This is a genomic window from Paenibacillus sp. sgz302148 (assembly GCF_056120465.1).
Genome location: NZ_JBVYOJ010000017.1, coordinates 90,010 through 103,819, shown reverse-complemented (window position 1 = coordinate 103,819; position 13,810 = coordinate 90,010). Strand labels below are relative to the sequence as shown.

The following is a 13,810-nucleotide window of genomic DNA, read 5'->3' as shown; positions in this document are numbered from 1 at the left end:
AGGCCATGCTATTGATGAAAAAAAGGGCACGCAAACTGGATCCGTTTACGGTATCAAGCGGGGTAAGGCTGCTGTTCGTCGCCTTCTACGCCTTGATCTCCGTCGCGCCGATCGTATATATCGTCAACACGGCGTTTAAGCCTTTGCCGGAATTGTTTTTGTTTCCGCCTTCGTTTTTCGTGAAGCACGCTTCGCTCAGCAATTTTTACGATCTGCTGTTTGCGCTGAAGCTGTCGATATTGCCGTTTTCGAGATATTTGTTCAACAGCCTGGTCGTAACGGCCGTCACGATCGTACTAGCCGTGTTGATCAGCACCATGGGGGCTTATTCGCTGTCCCGCATGCGGTTTCCGGGGAAGGATTGGATTTTCGGCGGCATTATTATTTCGCTGATGTTCTCGCCGGAGGCGGTTCGCATTTCCCGCTATTTGATCGTCACGAAGCTCGGGCTCATGAATTCGTATGCCGGCCACATTTTACCGCACCTAGCGCTTCCGGTCTGCATCTTTCTTATCAAGCAGTTCATGGACCAGATTCCAAGCAGCTTAAGCGAAGCGGCTAAAATCGACGGGGCGAGCGAGTGGCGCGTATTCGCCTCGATCATCGTGCCGAACGTCAAGCCGGCGATCGGAACCGCCGCCATTCTGACGTTCCAGGCGGTATGGGGCGACACGGAAACGTCGACCTATTTCATGACGGACGAGGCGATGAAGACGCTCCCTTATTTCATCCAGACGCTCACCGGCGGGCTGACGACGGTCGTCGCCAGGCAGGGAGCGGCGGCGGCGGCAGGGCTGCTGCTGTTCATCCCGAATTTGATCATCTTCGTCATTTTGCAGAAGTCGATGATCAATACGCTCGTGAACTCGGGAATCAAATAAGGCCATACGGGGGGAAGCCAAATTGCATACTAAATGGATTGCCGCTTCGGTGCTCGCCGCCGTCTTATGGTTATCGTGCTGGAACGGCCACGCGGCCGCATATGTCCCTTACCATTCTTTTGGGTATTTCGACGGTAAGCCTTACCGCGTCCAGTCACTTTATGCGCCGGAACGCGTCATCGGCGACCAGCTGTTCGCGGAGGCGAACGGCGTCCGGGAAAGCGTGCCCGGGCTGAACGGCCCGACCGGCTTATTCATCGATAACGACGATTACGTCTATGTCTCCGATACGATGAACAACCGGGTCGTGAAGATGGACGATCGCGGCTTGCTCGTCCGCGAGTTCGGGGCCGGGGCGGAGGAGAAGGCGAAGCTGAACGCGCCGGAAGGGATTTACGTCGCTGCAAACGGGGACGTGTACGTTTGCGATACGGGCAACAATCGGATCGCCGTGTACAACCGGGATGGCGAGTGGATCGACGAGATCGTCAAGCCGGACGCCGTCAGCCTGAAGGACGTGACGTTCATCCCGTCAAGAGTGTCGATGGACATTCGGGGATTCCTGTATATTGTCGCGAAAGGCGTCAACGAAGGGCTGATCGTCATTTCGCCCGACAAAAGCTTTGACGGATTTTTCGGCTCCAACAAGGTCCATCTTACGCCGCTCGACCGGCTGAAGCGATTGTTCTACACCGACGAGCAGATGAGGGCGTCGGCGGCGGGAGCGGCCAGCGTGTCCGACGTCTTCATCGACCGGGAGGGCTTCGTCTATACGACGACGATCAGCGCCGCAACGGAACAAATCAAAAAATACAATGTCGGCGGCGAGAACCTGTTCGCGGGGAAAAGCATGCAGGTCACGGATTCGCTTGCGCAGAGCGGCTCCTATTCGGGGGTTACGGTTGACAGCCTCGGCAACATCTATGGCATGGACGCCGGAGCAGGAAGAGTGTACCAGTTCGACGCGAACGGAACGCCGGTGTTCTCCTTCGGCCGCAAGCTGGACGACACCCGGCTCAGAGTCGGCATTTTCGGCGATCCGGTCAGCATCAAGGCGAATTCGAAGGGATATTTGTTCGTAACCGACCGGTTGTTTAACGGCGTACAGGTGTTTCGCCCGACCGAATTTTTGCAGAAGATTCATCAGGCGGATGAGTTGTTTAACGAGGGCCAGTACAAGGAAGCGATGACAAGCAGCGAGGCGGTGCTGAAGAGCAACGTGTTCTACTACAAAGCGCATTACATCATCGGCAAAGCGCTCTATCGGCAAGGGGAGTGGGAACCATCAATGGAGAGGTTCAAGCTGGTCTATGATACCGACGATTATTCCGATTCGTTCTGGGAATGGAGAATCCGCTGGGTTCAGGACTATTTCGGCTATGTGGTTGCCGCATTTGCCGTGGGGGCCGTCGCTCTTCTGATCGCGGGCAAACTGAAACGAAGGCGGGGGAGCGCGTCATGAGAAGATTAGGGGAACAGCTGGCCTATACGTGGACGTTTTTGCGACATCCGATCGACGGTTTCTACGATTTGCGATTCGCGGGCAAAGGCAGCGTCCTATCCGCATCGGTCGTACTCGCGCTGTATTATGTATGCCGTATTCTGAAGCTTGCGTGGACGCATTTCGTGTTTAATCCGTTCGGGCTTCGCGGTACCTCGCCGTTGCAGGAATTGTTTGTCGCCTTGCTGCCGGTTCTGATCTGGGTGCTGGCCAATTATCTCGTCAGCTGCATCACGAAAGGGCAGGGCACGTTCAAGGCCGTTTACATTTCGACCGCGTATTCGCTGCTGCCGTTCATTTATTTCGCAGTTCCGGTTGCGATCGCGTCGAACGTATTCTCGAAGGCGGAAGGGACGATTTACGGTTTCTTCGATTATGCCATCTGGGCGTGGATCGCCATCCTGTTCTACATTCAGGTGAAAGAGGTACATGGCTTCGAAGTGACGGAGACATTCGCCAACATCCTGTGGATGCTGTTCGCCGGCGTCGCGATCATCGCCTTTGCCCTCGCGCTGTTCGGCATCGTCGTCCAATCGGTCAATTTTGCGGTTTCGTTCTTGAGGGAGGCGATCGGTTATGTCTAGAAGCGCGTTGCTCCGCAAAGCGAAAATCGTAGGCGTCCTGGCGGCCGTCGTTGCGGTCCTGTTCGCCGTCAGGCTGCTGATCGTGGGCTCGTCCCAAATCGCTGTCTCCGAGGAGGCGGCCGAAGAGGCCGTACATGCCCAAGTAACGAACGATACGTTGAGCCGAATCGAAGGAAGCGGTCTCGTCAGAGCGGCAGAAAACGAGAAGCTCGCGTTGTCGATCGATACGAAGGACGGCAACATCGAGGTGCTCGATAAGGCGGGCCAGTCGGTTTGGCGCAGCAGGCCAACGACGGAGGAAGTAGAGCGGGACACGTCCAACAACTTGTGGAAAAACAATTTGCAGTCGCCGATTATCGTTGAATACGTCAAAGATTACAGCGAAACGATCCCGACCTACGCCAATGTGTTCACGCAAAATACGAAAGTGAGCATTTTCCGGCTGGAGAACGGAGCGAGAGCCTTTTACGATTTCGAGAGCCTCGGCATCCAGATCGCCGTCGATTATTATTTGCGCGAGGATCATCTGGAAGTGGACGTCCCTCGGTACATGATCCGGGAACCGGACGATGCGAAGGCCGCCGCAGGACAATCGGGCGCGGGTGCCGCGGGGGCTGCCGGAAAGACGAGGAAGATCGTCGGCTACAACGTGCTGCCTTTTTTCGGCGCCGCGCAGAAAAACAGCGTGCCGCAAGGCTATTTGATGGTGCCGGACGGTCCAGGGGCGTTGATCCGGTTCGACGGGCATAAGAAGTATAACCTTGCTTTTAGCGGCAGGGTATACGGGAGCGATTTATCTTACTCCAACAAGTTCGACTCCTCTTTACGTGCCGATTTGTCTCAATCGATGGTGTTTTACCCGGCATTTGGGATCAACCGAGGCGCCTCCTCCATGTTCGCCGTTATCCATAGCGGGGAAAGCGCGGCGGAAATTATCGGCAATCCGGCCGGCGTCAACACCAGCTTTTATAGCGCTTATCCGCATTTTATTTATCGGGAGAAATACAAGAAGCTGACCGACCTGACGGGAGCAGGGGTTTATCTGTACACCGAGTTTCCGGTCGGCGTTTCGGGCAACATCCGCTATTATTTCATGAACGGCACGAAGTCGAATTATGCCGGCATGGCTGAAGCGTACCGGAACTATTTGATGGGCGAGAAAGGACTCGCCCGCCTGTCGGAGCGCAAAGGCGATTTACCCCTCGAACTCCGAATTATGGGCGGAGCTGAAGCGGACGGCTTCCTGAAGCCCAGCTTCGTTCCGATGACGACGTTCAATCAAGCGGCGGAGATGCTCGGTTATTTCCGCGACAATGGCGTTCGCAGTATGACGGCTGTGTACGAAGGCTGGGCCAAAGGGGGAATCTCGGTGGAATATCCGAACCGGTTCCCCGCGGAGGAAAGCTTGGGAGGCATGTCTGGGCTGAAGAGCCTGGCAGATCTGGCGCGTCAGTCCGGCTACCGGCTGCTGCTGGAAGACGACAATATGCTGGCGCGAACGGGCAAGGGCATCTCGGAGCGCAGCGACATCGTGCGCAACATTTTGAATGCTCCGCTCGATATCGGCGACGGGAAGCGCGAGCAGGTGCTGAATGCGGCGGCCATTGCGCGGACGTTGGACGATAGCATCCCCCGGTATCGGGAGCTGAATGTGGACGGGATCGCGGAATACGGGCTGAATCTCCTGAACTCGGATTTTAACGCATCGCACCCGATGAACCGGGAGCAGACGAAACGGAGCTACGCATCCTTCATCTCGAGGATGGTCCACGAGCTCGGGACCGTCAGACTGTCGCGAGGGATGGCTTACCAACTGACGAGCGGGGTTTCCGTCGAGGACATCGCCGCCGACTACAGCTTCTCGCCGATTGTGGACGAAACCGTCCCGTTTTATCCAATGGCGCTGCACGGGCTTGTCGATTACGTTTCGATCCCGTATAACCTGATGGATGAACCGGATAAAGAGCTGCTCAAGGCGATCGAGTACGGGGCCAATGTCAGCTTCAAAGTGACGGCGGAGCCGACAGAGCGGCTCAAAGATGTGGCAACGAAACTATACAGCTCGGAGTTCGAGGTATGGAAGCAAGATATTTTGCGGCTGTACGGCAAAGTGAAGGATGCGCTCGGCGGCGTATCGGATGCGTTCATCACGGCGCATGAGCAGTTGGCCCGGGATGTGTACCTCACGGCCTACGATAACGGCACTAGGGTTGTATGCAATTATTCGGACGCACCTTACGATTATGAAGGGAAATCCGCTAAGCCTATGGATTTTATCGTCGTGAAAGGAGGGGATGGCGATTAAGAAGCTGACCATCGAAACGAAGCAAAAGCTGCAGGGCCTCGGGTTCATGTCGATATGGATCGTCGGCTTGCTGCTATTCTGGGTATACCCGCTTATTTATTCGTTCGTTATGAGCATGAACAAAATCGCCATCCAGGCCGAAGATTTAATCTGGACGTTCGTCGGTTTCGCCAACTATGGCCAAATCCTCCTGAAGGACACCGCGTTCTGGGACCAGTGGATTCCGTATTTCATGAAATCGGTCGTCATGATCCCGATCATCATTTTGTTCTCGATCATCTCGGCGCTGTTCTTGAATCAGAAATTTCCGGGACGCTCGTTTTTCCGCGCCGTGTTTTTCCTGCCGGTGCTGTTCACGACGGGAGGGGTCATCATGAACCTGCTCGCGGCGAACACGGGAGGCGGGGCGGCGGCCGGCATGTCGAACACGATGACGCTGCAATTTTTGCAGGATCCGAACCTGCTGTCGTTCATCCATTCGTATTTCGATCCGAAAATTGCCGGCACCGTCACGGACATTCTGAATTCATTCGTCATTATCCTATGGTATTCCGGCGTACAGACGGTACTGCTGCTGGCGGGGCTGCAGAGCATTTCGCCCACCGTGTACGAAGCGGCGTCGATCGACGGAGCCAACGGTTGGGAGACGTTGTGGAAGATCACGCTGCCCGGCCTCGTTCCTTTTATCCTGATTGTCGCCGTCTATTCCGTCGTCGATCAGTTTACGATGCCTTCCAATCCGATCATGGGGATGATCCAGCGCAATATGTACGAAGGTACGCGGGGCATGGGCTACGCCAGCGCGATCGGATGGCTGTACGTCACGTTCGTCATGCTGATCCTGGGTGTCATCTTCCTCATTTTCCGCAAAGCGTTCGTTCAGAGAGAAAGGTAAGGAGGTGTCCGACATGAATATAATCCAGAAAATCCGGCACACCGTGACGAATGCGGCGATACGGAAAGGAAGGGTCCAGTACAAAGCGAAGGCCGTCATCCTCGGCACGAACAAAGAAAAGCAGGGGCTGCTGAAGTATGCCTTGATCTATTTCGTCCTGATCAGCCTGGCCTTGATTTATATCGCGCCGATGGTATCGATGCTGAGCACCTCGCTCAAGACGTTCTCGGATTTGATCGACCCGACGACCAAATGGATTCCGAAAAGCTTGAACTTGATCAATTTCAAATTCGCGTTCGACGCGCTCAAGATCGCCGTTACGTTTCACGACGACTTCAGCCTGTGGGACAACTTGCGCAGGTCGACCCTTTTTAATACGTTGTCCATCGTCGTTCCCTCGGCCATATTCCAGATGTTCTCGTGCGCCATCGCGGGGTATGCGTTCGGCCGGATGAAGTTTCCCGGGCAAAAGCTGTTTTTCGCCCTGCTCATCCTGACGTTTGTCATTCCGCCGCAAACGCTCATGATCCCGCTCATCTGGACGTACAAATCGTACGGCCTGCTCAATTCGCCGTTTGCGTTCGTCGGGCCCGCACTGTTCGGCCATGGCCTTAAGGGTGCCTTGTTCGTCTTCATGTATATGCAATATTTCAAGAAGTTCCCGAAGGAGCTTGAGGAAGCGGCGATCATCGACGGCGTCGGCGTCGTCAAAATGTTCTGGAAGATCATGTTCCCGCTTGCGAAGCCGGCCATCATCGTCGTGCTGCTATTCTCCATCGTGTTCCACTGGAACGAAAGTGTCCTGACGACCTACTTCTACCCGAAGCTGCAGACGCTGCCGATCATCGCGGGCGCGCTTCAGCCGGAGGGCGACTCGACGCAGCAGCTGTTCCTGCTGCCGGTCAAGATGGCCGCGGGCATTATCGAGCTTGCGCCGCTGCTCATTTTGTACATGTTCACGCAGCGCTGGTTCACGGAAAGCATCGAGCGGACCGGGCTTGTGGAGTGACGTGAAGCCGGTGGGACTAGCTGAACCGTGAATCCGAGGCATCATTTACGAGCGAAAAAGCGAATAGGGTTGTTAGAATGAAAAAGAGAAAAGGGATCGCGTCCGAAGACGCGATCTCTTTTCTCTTTTTGGGCTTCCCCTGCTACTGCTTCTGGATCTTCCCGGGGTTGTTGATTTTGTAAGCGACAGGATGCTTGGTCAGCTTTTTCGCCACGATCTTGCCTTCGAACATGATCGTGTCGCCGATTGCGAGCTCCAGCTTCTTGAGCGTCGCGCTGTGGCTGGACCATGCTAAGCCGACCTCGATCGCCGGATCTTCGATAGCAACGGCCTCGTAAATAATAACCTCGTCGTCCGTGTCGGAGAAGTTGTTCGGCACCGTCGTGAACTCTTGGACGGTTGCGGTCATTTTTACTTTTTCCTCGGGGAGTTCGAGCTTTTTCGCTTTTTCTTTGGTCGCCTTCGTTTTGGCCGGCTTTTCGGCCTTGGGCTCGTCCGGTTCGGCTGCTTCCACGGCTTTCGCAGGCTCTACAACCTCCGCAGGGGCAGCCTCTGCCGCTTGCTTCTGCGGTTCACTTGCCACTGTGTCAGGCGCCACGGCCTTCGGAGCATCCGTCTCCGTGGCAGTGTTCGCATCGGCCGGGGCTGTCTCGTCGGCTTCCGCCGTGGCGCGCTGCCCGTAATTGGCCGCTTGCATCTCCTTCAAATACGAAGGGTGGATGCAGTGACGCTGCTTGTTGTCGAACTCGATGACGGCCGTCATTTTGTCGACGTAACCTACGATGCTGCAGGCGACGTTTACGCCGTGCCCTTTGTAGAAATAAGTTTTTGTTTTGGTCGCTTTCTCGGACAGCAAACCCCATTCTTTGCATTTGTCGAGCTGTTCCGCCTCGTTCTCGAAGGCGATGTATGTGTTAGGTTCAATGATGAATGCGTAATCCATAGCTTCTCCACCTTTTGCTTCAACTTGGTTTCAATTTAGTTTCAATTGATTAGCGTTCTACCCGCTTGTCTTCGGTTTCCTACAAGTATTTTATCATTATTTCGCATATTTTGCGGTTTCTTTCACAATCCCGAATCAAAATATTTCTACAGTGGAACATATTGGAGGCATTCCGCGTCTTGTACGATGAGGTGGTTGAGATGGCAGAGTTGAGAAGAATACGCCCAGTCTTGCTAGGCATAGGATTCGTATTGCTGTTCGTTGCATTTTTCACGATAAAATCGCCGGTGGCTCACGCATGTTCCTGTGCTATGCCTCCTACGGCGAAGGAGGAGCTGGAGCGGAAAAGCGCGATTTTTAAAGGGAAGGTTACCGGCATCAATATGCCTGAGACGGGCGAGTTCATTTCGAGCGCCGATCTGGTCGCGATAACGTTCCAGGTCGATCAAGTATGGAAAGGCGCGCTTGATGAAGAAACGACGATCTATACGGCAAGGAATTCGGAGAGTTGCGGTTACGTGGGGTTCCAGGAAAACAAGGAGTACGTCGTATTTGCCTATAAAAGCGAGGACAAGCTACAAACCGGCATGTGTGAGCTCACGAAGCCGGCGTCGTCGGCCGGGGAGGAGTTGATTGCTCTCGGCAAAGGATATGCGCCGACGGCAGTGACCGTCAAGAACAAGGCAGCGCCGCTGTCCGGTGAAGGCGCTTCGGGGCAGGAAGTACCAGTGAATGGGAGTTCTGACGTTTATCTGATCGCGGGTGCATGCTTCGCGTTACTTGTTCTAGGTGGGGTTGTGTTGGCTGTGCGGAAGAGTAGGAACGGAAAGTAGGTTCGGGGAGTAGGAATGGAAAGTAAAGTTATAACTAGAAATTGTTGCAAAAAAATACAACAATGCCGAGCTATTGCGTTGCGTGATAAGGGAATGTTGTATGGCGTACAGCAATTTCGCCCGTGAAGGGCCGTTTGCAGCGAAATTGTTGTAGTTGCTGCAACAATAACGATTTGCCGCCATACAACAATATGGTATCAATAACGGGTAACAGAGCTGATTAGAGAACCTTAAAATGACAGGATGGGGCAATGCGATGGTGAAAACAAGTTGTTTGCACATCTTGCATATCTGACTGATTACCCTGAAATAAGGAACAGCCGTCTTCTGCAAGAAGGCGGCCGTTCTTCTGTTCTCGTAGAAGGGCAAACGCTTGGCAGCAGCATCTTCGGAACAGGCGATGCCCCTCTCAATGCGATGCTATCGTAAATGTGCACCTTTCTTCGCCCAAGCTTCGCTAAGCGGTCGGCATAAATGCCGCTACATGCCAGCTCTCTGCGTTTTCGTTAAACAGTCGGGGCTTCTTCCGCAGCGTCCTGCGCAGCGCCTCGATACCAGAACAACGCGTAGTCCGTCATCGTCGAGGAGTGGCCCAGTTGGCGAAGGATTGCTCCCACGTGGCCGCGGTGGTATGCTCCGTGTGTCGCAATCTGCATGACCATTTCCGCAAATGAAGTATCGCGGACACCAGCGTAAGGATTATCCAGCACGATCACCTCCTCCAGATCAAGCCGACCGAGCAATGCCTTGCCCCGCTTAGCTAGCTCACCGTACAGCGCTTCAAGCTCTTCAAGGCTCATGGCCTCCATCTCCTGCAAAAACGAGCGCGCGAAGGCCAACGCATCGTTCATGCTTTTACCCTCCAAAATTTCCATCCAACTGTGATCGACAAAATAAATGTGCGCCATCGCTTGAGACACGGAGGAAAACACGCTCTGCACCTCTTGATGATAAAGCTCCCGCGGCAGCGCTTTTAAGTGGTTAAAAAGGGTTTGGTTAGCCCAGGCATGGTAATTGTACATCGTCATCGCATTTGACATATGGATCGTCTCCTTTGTTTTACATCTCGTATTGGTTTATGAATCCATTATAAAAAAAGAAGTATGACAGCAGCGTGTCATACTTCGGGGCAGCATCTTCAATTTTTTTATAACGGACTGCCTCTCGGATCGAAGCGGTATCGTACCCGACAAGCTGCGGCGTTTCGGCCAACAGCTGCTTGTACTGATCAGAAGTCATGAGAAGACAAGAATTGTAATGAATATGCAATAGAGGTGGCAAGAGAAACGAGAGGAAACGCAAAGTGCCTTATCGAAAATAAAGAGTTATCATCTTCAGTCGATACAAAGGATGTGTTCACCATGCGGTTCCTGGAGGGCTTACGAAGCATGAAAATTTTCCCTAAGATGATTCTGATGTTTCTGATCGCAATCGTACCCTTGTTCGTCGTCAGCTTGCAGTTCAACCGTCTTGGCATGGATAGCTTACGCAAAGAAATATGGAGCTCTATGGAGGCGCGGGTTCGTTTCAATATCGGCTCGCTCGAAGCTGAGATGGCCCGGCTTATTCGGCTGCATACGCAGTATGCGCTTGACAACGACGTGACCAAGTTGAGTATGATTTCGTCGATTTTGCCTTATTATGAGGTCATGCTGATGCAAAAGCGGGTTCAGAACAAGCTCTGGATCATGGAAACCTCCAGTCTCTACATTTCGGAAGCCAGGGCGTACATTCCGTTAATCGGAAAAACGCTACTGCCTTTGACCGATGAAGCGGCCATGACGGAAGCGGAAGTGAAGGAACTGCAGGATCTGAACAGAAAACAGCTATCGCCGATAGTCTACTGGCAGGGGAAGCTGCTGCTGAACACCATATATCCCGATCCTTCTTCTTATACGACCAAACCGCCCCTCTATATTTTGCAGTCTGAGATGGACCAGCGCGGCTTGCAATCCTTTCTGCGGCAGATGGCGGGCGACAACGGCGGGGGTTCTTTGTTATTTAATGACAATCAGGATTGGATGCTGAGGAGCAATCCGGGAAATGCGACGATAGATGAACGAGTCCAATACTTCGTGAAAACACTCCCGATAGATCGGAATTTCGGCAAAGGCATCTTGAAGGAGGACAATCAATCCTATTACGTCACTTACGAGAGATCGGAACTGCTGAATATGACCCTGGCGTTATATATCCCGGAAGAGCAGGTACTTGGACCGCTGCACAAATACCGGGTCTGGTTCCGGGTCTTGTCCGGTGTGGCACTGGCCGTAGTCATCGGCTTCTCCTATTGGATATTCCGTTCGATCCACTCTCCGCTGCGCAGCATGGTGCGGGCCTTCCGCAAGGTGGAGAAAGGCGATCTGACCGTGGCTATCGCCCATCGGAACTACGATGAATTCCAGTATTTATACCGCCAATTCAATATCATGGTCAGCCGGCTGCAGCAATCGGTGCAGGATGTGTACGAATCGAAGATCATGGCCCAGCAGTCGGAACTGAAGCAGCTCCAGTCGCAGATCAATCCGCATTTTCTATACAACACGTATTATATGGTTCATCGCATGGCGTGTGCTCATGATGTTGATAATGTTGCTAAGGCGACGAAGTATTTGGGAGACTATTTTATATATATTACACGAAATTCTTCAGACTCGGCATTGCTGGATGAGGAGTGGAACCATACGGTCGCTTATTTGGAAATTCAGCAGTTGCGATTCCAAAATCGGATCGAGGCGAGCATTTCCTGTCAGTCCACCCGGCTTAGATCTGTACGCATTCCCCGGCTCATTCTCCAGCCTATCGTGGAAAACGCCTATCAGCATGGGCTTCAGTCCAAGAAGTCGGGCGGCATGATCGCCTTGTCCATCCAAGATTCGGAGGAAGAAGGGGCTATCATCATTTCCGTTGAAGAGAACGGGGAAGGCTTGGCCGACGAAGAACTGCAGAGTCTGCAGCAGAAGCTGGAGAGCGTCATGGAAGGCTCGTTCGAGAAGACGGGAATGATGAACGTGCATCAGCGTCTCCGTCTTAAATTCGGAGAGCCTTGGGGCATGAGGGTATCCAAAAGCGCTTTGGGCGGTTTGAAGATCTCCTTGTATATTCCTTTAGGCAAATCAACGAACATGGAGGATTGAGGCTATGCGTCGAATCTTAATTGTAGATGACGAGTTGTTTATTCTGAACGGCCTGAGCGGAATCATGAAGGAAGCCGATTTCGTCGATCTGGAAGTGTGCAAGGCTTCCTCGGCCGACGAAGCGATCGAATGGCTGCATAGAGCCACGATTGATATCGTGTTGACGGATATATGCATGCCGGGCATGGACGGGCTTGAGTTGCAGCAACATATTATCAGGCAATGGCCGAGATGCAAAGTGATCTTTCTAACGGGACATGACGAGTTCTCTTATATCAAGGAAGCGATTCATCATCGGGCCGTAGATTATATTCTGAAGACGGAGGGCGACGAAGCGGTGTTGGGTGCAGTTCGCAGGGCGCTAGGCGAGCTCGACAGCGAGATGGAGAGAGAAGCCCAGCTCGAGCAGGCGCAGAGCAGGCTGCAAGTCGCGCTGCCATCGCTGCAGAACGAATTCCTGACCGAATTGCTGCAGGGCGAATTTCCGATGGGAAGGCGGCTGCAGGAGCAATTCGACGCTTTGAATTTGCAACTCACGGATAGCCGCCCGGTGCTGCTGCTGCTGGCTCGTGTCGATGAATGGCTAGCTTACGGCACCGCGGACAAGGCGTTGCTGCTTTTCGCTGTGCAGAATATCGCGGATGAATACTTACACGACGCCGTGGCGACCCAATCCTTCGTCTACGAGAAGACGCGGATTGCCTGGCTTATCCAACCGATGGGGGAATCGCAAAGAGAAGAGGAGCTTCCCCGGCTGATTCGATTCGTACACGGCACGGCGGAAAGAATCCAACAGACCTGCAAGGAACTGCTGAAGCTGAAAGTATCCTTTGCTGCATCGAGCGCATTCTGCACCTGGTCGCTTGTTTCTAACCGGCATGATGCGCTTAGACGGGCGATGCGCAGAAGTTTCGGAGCGGGCTATGAGCTGCTGATGACCGAACAATCGGCCGAGGAACTTCTTGATAACGCGCCTGTCGAATGGCAGATGAAGCGGGTATGCAAGCTGACCGATGAATTGGGGCTGTTGCTGGAGAGCGGACAACGGGAAGTGTTCAGGCACAAGCTGGCTGAGCTGATGAACGATGAGCTGCTTATCGGCGATGCCGACCTTCGTCTTGCGGCGGCATACCGACTGCTCTCCATGTTCATGACTTTTCTAGCCAATGAAGGCTTGCTTAAGCCGCTGCTCGGCAGTAGAAACATGGATAGTCTGCTTAAGCTTGAGACGCATGTTAGCTGGGAGCAGACGATGCTGCTGTTTGCCGAGCTGGGCGAGACCGTTTTTCTGAGAAAAGACGGCATTTCGAAGCAGTACGGTAAAAGTCTCGTTCACCGGCTCAGGCAATATATCGACGCAAATTTGTCCGGTGATCTGTCGGTTATACGGCTAGGGGAGGTCGTTTCTCTTAACGCTTCTTACTTGTCCCGATTGTACAAGCAGCTTACCGGCGAGAGCCTGTCAGACACCATTATGTCGACCCGGTTATCCACCGCGAGCAGAAAGCTCAGAGAGACGAACGACAAGGTGCAGGACATCGCAGCGCAAGTCGGCTTCGAATCGGCGGCTTATTTTAACCGTTTTTTTAAGAAAGCAAGCGGCCTTACTCCACAGGAATACCGCGAGCAATCCCGCATGTAACTTCTTGCACAGTGACCGTCCTTGTTATCCTCAAGTTGTAATGAGAAGTCAATAATAGTCGAAATCATCTAATAGTGTCT

Annotated in this window: 11 protein-coding genes; 9 read left to right on the top strand and 2 right to left on the bottom strand. The window is 53.3% G+C overall.

Annotation, left to right across the window (positions count from 1 at the left end):
- Positions 1 to 5 precede the first annotated feature (5 nt).
- From AC0LWM_RS23490 to AC0LWM_RS23465, 6 genes are read left to right on the top strand one after another with little or no spacing between them, the layout of a single operon-like run.
- Positions 6 to 881, top strand: coding sequence for a carbohydrate ABC transporter permease (locus AC0LWM_RS23490; RefSeq protein WP_474677433.1), 876 nt, complete (start codon positions 6 to 8; stop codon positions 879 to 881).
- 22 nt (positions 882 to 903) lie between these two features.
- Positions 904 to 2,343 carry an SMP-30/gluconolactonase/LRE family protein gene (locus tag AC0LWM_RS23485; protein ID WP_474677432.1) on the top strand — a complete coding sequence of 480 codons (1,440 nt, stop codon included), beginning with the start codon at positions 904 to 906 and terminating at the stop codon, positions 2,341 to 2,343.
- A complete protein-coding gene (locus tag AC0LWM_RS23480) occupies positions 2,340 to 2,966 on the top strand; it encodes a YIP1 family protein (protein ID WP_474677431.1) in 627 nt (208 codons plus the stop codon). The genes AC0LWM_RS23485 and AC0LWM_RS23480 overlap by 4 nt, the downstream gene beginning before the upstream one ends.
- A complete protein-coding gene (locus tag AC0LWM_RS23475) occupies positions 2,959 to 5,271 on the top strand; it encodes a DUF5696 domain-containing protein (protein ID WP_474677430.1) in 2,313 nt (770 codons plus the stop codon). Before AC0LWM_RS23480 ends, AC0LWM_RS23475 begins: the two co-directional genes overlap by 8 nt.
- Entirely contained in the window at positions 5,261 to 6,166 is a 906-nt protein-coding gene (locus tag AC0LWM_RS23470; RefSeq protein WP_474677429.1) for a carbohydrate ABC transporter permease, read from the top strand. Before AC0LWM_RS23475 ends, AC0LWM_RS23470 begins: the two co-directional genes overlap by 11 nt.
- Positions 6,167 to 6,179: 13 nt before the next feature.
- Positions 6,180 to 7,175: a carbohydrate ABC transporter permease gene (locus tag AC0LWM_RS23465; protein WP_474677428.1), complete on the top strand. Its 996-nt coding sequence runs from the start codon at positions 6,180 to 6,182 to the stop codon at positions 7,173 to 7,175.
- Between the two features lie 142 nt (positions 7,176 to 7,317).
- Here the strand turns inward: AC0LWM_RS23465 and AC0LWM_RS23460 are convergent, their stop codons facing one another.
- Positions 7,318 to 8,118, bottom strand: coding sequence for a hypothetical protein (locus AC0LWM_RS23460; RefSeq protein WP_474677427.1), 801 nt, complete (start codon positions 8,116 to 8,118; stop codon positions 7,318 to 7,320).
- A 200-nt stretch (positions 8,119 to 8,318) separates the two neighbouring features.
- Here AC0LWM_RS23460 and AC0LWM_RS23455 point away from each other — a divergent pair, with 200 nt between their 5' ends.
- Positions 8,319 to 8,951: a hypothetical protein gene (locus tag AC0LWM_RS23455; protein WP_474677426.1), complete on the top strand. Its 633-nt coding sequence runs from the start codon at positions 8,319 to 8,321 to the stop codon at positions 8,949 to 8,951.
- Positions 8,952 to 9,457: 506 nt separating this feature from the next.
- Here the strand turns inward: AC0LWM_RS23455 and AC0LWM_RS23450 are convergent.
- Positions 9,458 to 9,991, bottom strand: coding sequence for a DinB family protein (locus AC0LWM_RS23450; protein WP_474677425.1), 534 nt, complete (start codon positions 9,989 to 9,991; stop codon positions 9,458 to 9,460).
- 348 nt (positions 9,992 to 10,339) lie between these two features.
- Here AC0LWM_RS23450 and AC0LWM_RS23445 point away from each other — a divergent pair, with 348 nt between their 5' ends.
- Together AC0LWM_RS23445 and AC0LWM_RS23440 are read left to right on the top strand one after the other, a co-directional pair.
- Complete coding sequence (locus AC0LWM_RS23445; RefSeq protein ID WP_474677424.1) at positions 10,340 to 12,088, top strand: sensor histidine kinase; 1,749 nt, start codon at positions 10,340 to 10,342, stop codon at positions 12,086 to 12,088.
- 4 nt (positions 12,089 to 12,092) lie between these two features.
- Positions 12,093 to 13,730: a response regulator transcription factor gene (locus tag AC0LWM_RS23440; protein ID WP_474677423.1), complete on the top strand. Its 1,638-nt coding sequence runs from the start codon at positions 12,093 to 12,095 to the stop codon at positions 13,728 to 13,730.
- The last annotated feature ends 80 nt before the right edge of the window (positions 13,731 to 13,810 follow it).